Origin of the sequence: Roseburia sp. AF25-13LB, assembly GCF_003478915.1 — a bacterium.
GTDB classification, from domain to species: domain Bacteria; phylum Bacillota; class Clostridia; order Lachnospirales; family Lachnospiraceae; genus Roseburia_C; species Roseburia_C amylophila.
In genome coordinates this window covers 1-3,731 of sequence record NZ_QUFO01000023.1, presented here as the reverse complement: position 1 = coordinate 3,731, position 3,731 = coordinate 1, and the positions used below count along the sequence as shown (strand labels likewise).

Annotated in this window: 7 protein-coding genes and 1 pseudogene; all 8 read left to right on the top strand. The window is 34.3% G+C overall.

Annotation, left to right across the window (positions count from 1 at the left end):
- Positions 1-509, top strand: a 509-nt coding sequence (locus tag DWY37_RS15555) for a hypothetical protein (RefSeq protein ID WP_207663680.1), incomplete at its 5' end; no start/stop codon positions are given.
- 13 nt (positions 510-522) lie between these two features.
- Positions 523-939, top strand: a complete 417-nt coding sequence (locus DWY37_RS15550) for an immunity 70 family protein (protein WP_117842384.1) — start codon at positions 523-525, stop codon at positions 937-939.
- A 133-nt stretch (positions 940-1,072) separates the two neighbouring features.
- The gene (locus DWY37_RS16520) at positions 1,073-1,213 is read left to right on the top strand and encodes a DNA/RNA non-specific endonuclease (protein ID WP_442969660.1); all 141 of its coding nucleotides are present in this window, start codon (positions 1,073-1,075) and stop codon (positions 1,211-1,213) included.
- Positions 1,214-1,623: 410 nt separating this feature from the next.
- Positions 1,624-1,959: a hypothetical protein gene (locus tag DWY37_RS15540; protein WP_117842385.1), complete on the top strand. Its 336-nt coding sequence runs from the start codon at positions 1,624-1,626 to the stop codon at positions 1,957-1,959.
- Between the two features lie 4 nt (positions 1,960-1,963).
- Entirely contained in the window at positions 1,964-2,191 is a 228-nt protein-coding gene (locus DWY37_RS15535; protein WP_117842386.1) for a hypothetical protein, read from the top strand.
- A gap of 10 nt (positions 2,192-2,201) precedes the next feature.
- Complete coding sequence (locus tag DWY37_RS15530) at positions 2,202-2,543, top strand: hypothetical protein (protein WP_118544594.1); 342 nt, start codon at positions 2,202-2,204, stop codon at positions 2,541-2,543.
- A 194-nt stretch (positions 2,544-2,737) separates the two neighbouring features.
- Positions 2,738-2,848 (top strand): annotated as a pseudogene (locus DWY37_RS16515) (IS200/IS605 family transposase); the annotation flags it as partial.
- Between the two features lie 692 nt (positions 2,849-3,540).
- Positions 3,541-3,731: hypothetical protein (locus tag DWY37_RS15525; RefSeq protein ID WP_147403609.1), on the top strand; the 191-nt coding region annotated here is incomplete at its 3' end.

Below are 3,731 nucleotides of genomic sequence, written 5' to 3'. Positions count from 1 at the left end.
GCTTTGTAGTTGGATCACTAACCGGAATGGCAACATATGGAACGCTCAGTGAGACAGAGCTGGAAGTAGTAAATAATGTAAAAAGACCGCAGCAGTTGGGAAATGTTGGGGAGAGTGGTACTTCTTTAACAAAGAGACCATCTTGGAGACAAGCTGAATTAGATGCAGCAAAAGATTTCCCAGATTATTTAGAACAAAAATCATTCATAAAGGGAAAGGAAGTTCCATATGGAACAAAAGGAAGTGTTAGACCGGACTTGTATAAGGATGGATTCAGTATAGATGTAAAGAATTATCAAATTGAAACTGCATCTGGTAGAAGCAACTTGGCAAGAAATATTGAAAAACAATATTATCAAAGAATAGGTAATTTACCAGAGGGAACAGAACAGTCAGTATTAATTGATATACGAGGTCAAAATATATCGCAAAATAATCTTAATGCTTTATATAATGATATTGTGGAACGAACAAGTAATGGAATAAAAGTGAGATTTAAGGAAAGTTAAAGGAGTATATGATATGGCAGTTGGATTTAAAGTTGGTTTTTTATGGTATCAAATAGGTAGTGGAGATTTTTTACATTGTTTTTTTTCGACAGTTGCTGTAAATTTAGAGAATAATAGTTGGGGAAGTAGATTTCCGCTGATAATGAATCAATTGTATCAGGGAAGTCTTGAGAGTGAAAATGTAAGTAAAGCGTTAATAGAATTGAATACAATTAAAGAAGAATTAAGGAAAATATCACCTAATAAAGTAATTTGGGATATAGATGATATTAAAAAACTGCCACCATGGGGCGATAATATTAGTAAGGACATAACTGATTTATCAAATTATTTTGTGACGAGTGATGGTGAAGATTTTTTAACATTGTTTAAACATGCCTTAGAGAAAAGTCAGGAGTTAGGATTACCAATAGAGATAGAGTCGTTATAGATGAAAATGGTTTTATAAGTAACAAAACTATCAGAAAACTTGATTAATATAAAATTCAGATGGTTATAATAGACAGGCAATTAGAAAATGATATGTAAAAAATGTAAAGGAAAAATGAAATGAAGTATCGAAGGTGCTACGCAAGGCTGGAGATAGGTTTGGCGGTTCACCAAATTTGGATAATATAGTATCTCAATCAAAAGATGTTAATTTGAGTCAATATAAGAAAATAGAAAATCAATGGGCAAAAGCTATAAGCGAGGGAAAAAAGTAAAGGTAGATGTTAAGGTTAAAACGCATTGTTTTCAGGAAAGATTGATATTATGAGAACGATGCGTTTTGCTTATCTGGAATTATATTGTAATTTTGGTCTCCTTGATAGTGAGTGGTGTGATAAAGTTCGAGAATTAAAAAATGAACATTACAATAGATTGGAAATAGAAGAATGATAGGAAATGAAGAGTTTTTGCAGTTGCGAGAGGTGGGTTAGGCGATTTCATCATTTATGATGCAGATGTTCAATTAAAAAATCAGTTGAATGAGAAATATAATGACGAAGTAAAAAGAGTTTGGAACATTATGAAAGACTATATTTAATATTGACTTCGTATAAGAATATCTGAAATCACAACGGAATATAGTTCCTGCTCTTGCTGTGTAAACTTCAAATAATCAGCATCCTGCATGTCAAAGGAAGATGCCCAGAAATATCTTGATTTTCTTGAGAATGGAAGCAAGGAAGGGCTCACAGAGGCAGAAATAAGAGGAATCGGAAAGGTAGACGAAGCACTTGCATTAAAGAAAGTAAACCCGGAGGAGCTGTTGGAACTTAGAAAACAGCAGCTGGGGAATGTAGGGGAGAGTGGTAGAAAGACTAATTTTGATAATGAAATACCTAGAAGTGGGGCTGAATGGAATGAATATTTAAAGGAAAAGTATGGTGCAGATAATGTACATTGGAATATTAATTCTGTTGATGATATTTTTAGGGATCCAACACGTTTGAAAGGATATTGCTGATGAATTGCAGAAGGTTCTTGGAAATGATTGGACAAGAGGTGTATATGGAAGCAATGGTGGCGGTTGGAAATTAATGAATGGTGATGTTTCTATATTTTATCATCCAGGCGGAGGCAAACATGGAGGTTCATATTATGGAATATCATCTGGGGCTACTGGAAAAATAAAGGTAGTAAATCCTGAAACTTATATCCCGCTGAAAGGTGATAGAGCAACTATAATTTATGATTAGAGGTATTGAGATGATAATTTCATTAGAAGAAAGATATGAAAACTTTAAAAAAACAATTCAAGAATGTGGAAGTTATTTGTTGACAGAAAGTGATGATACAATTAAACATAATCTATTTGAGGAATTTTCGATAGATGCGATTAGTTTTCTACATGAAGATACATTAAATCTTCTTTTGGATGAAGGTATGATTAATGATGATATACTAGAAAAAAGCATAGAGTTAAGAAATTCATTTATACAATTAGAAAAAAATGTAGAGTTGCTTAGTGTAGAAGCGGTAAGAACAGTTGAAGAATGGAAAAGATTATTAAGAACATCGGATGAAATAAGAAAGTTACTTTATTGGTAAGGTGATTAATTTTCTAGGTGAAAAGCTAGTTAATAACTGTGCAGAAGTATTTGCAACTAATAATGCATTGTTAGGTGGAGCCGATATTGATAATATATTTTTAAATACAAGAAATTTTGGAGTGAAGAATATGATCCACTTTGTGATAATTGTAAAATAACTTTTGAGAATTTTAAGTTGCAAAAAAATAAATAGGATATTATGTAGAAACAATCGGTAATATCACAGACGAAGCAGTACAAAAATATATAAAAGAGCAAGCAGAGGAATCGAGAAAAGAAGATTCAAGAAGTACCGCTTTATAGCGGACCAGTAAAAATGATTGCGACACCGCCCTTTTGGGCGAGCGGTAACATAGCTCTTTGGAGGGCTTATAACAAACCATCAGTTGAACTGGTGGTTGCTGACTTAGAAAAATAACGAAATAAAAAACGAAATAGCAGCGGTATTTAAAAACGAATTAAATTTTATTTGGTACACAATCGAATGGTGGAGGTAGTAAGGCATATTAATGTGCATATAAGTGTAAGAAATAGTAACAGGAATAACATTTACAGAATAGGAATGGCATCATTATGCTGATAAAATTAGATACCAATGTTTATACATCAAAGGTAAATTCTTTTTCAACGGTATCCGGTGAGGTAGAAGGAAAATAGCTTACAGTTCCGAATTTAAATGTATCAATGGACGCCATGACAGCGTACCGGGCGGGCTTTTCACAGTTAATTGGTCTGATGAGTTATTATTAGAGCCTCCTGACGCAGGATGTCGGGAAGCTTTTCACACTGCGTGATGAACTGGTTGATGCAGAAGCTTCTTTGATGAAAATGATAAAGACAAAATAGGGAGAGTGGAGAAAGTTATGGGATTTCAGGTAAAATATGAAGAAATTACCAGCATTCGGGAACTGATTCTGGCACAGATTGACTGGTGGATAGAACAGATAGATGCGGTAAGAAGAGTATTGTAGAGATTGCTATCATGTCGGAGATGCATGGAGGGACAGGAGGAGAACATTCAGGGAGCAAGATCAGACTTTGATGTGGTAGCAGAGGAAGTGGCGGATATTGAGAGAGAACTATCTGCTTATCTTGATGTGGGCAGATTTTCTACAACCTGTATGGAAAGCTGCTTTGACAATGCGCTTGCCGGAGTGCAGAATGTCCGCACACAGATAGGGGAATA

Excerpts from the sequence above, each read along its gene's own strand:
- DWY37_RS15530 (WP_118544594.1), top strand. The coding sequence starts at position 2,202 with ATGATAATTTCATTAGAAGAAAGATATGAAAACTTTAAAAAAACAATT.
- DWY37_RS15550 (WP_117842384.1), top strand. The coding sequence starts at position 523 with ATGGCAGTTGGATTTAAAGTTGGTTTTTTATGGTATCAAATAGGTAGT.
- DWY37_RS15540 (WP_117842385.1), top strand. The coding sequence starts at position 1,624 with ATGTCAAAGGAAGATGCCCAGAAATATCTTGATTTTCTTGAGAATGGA.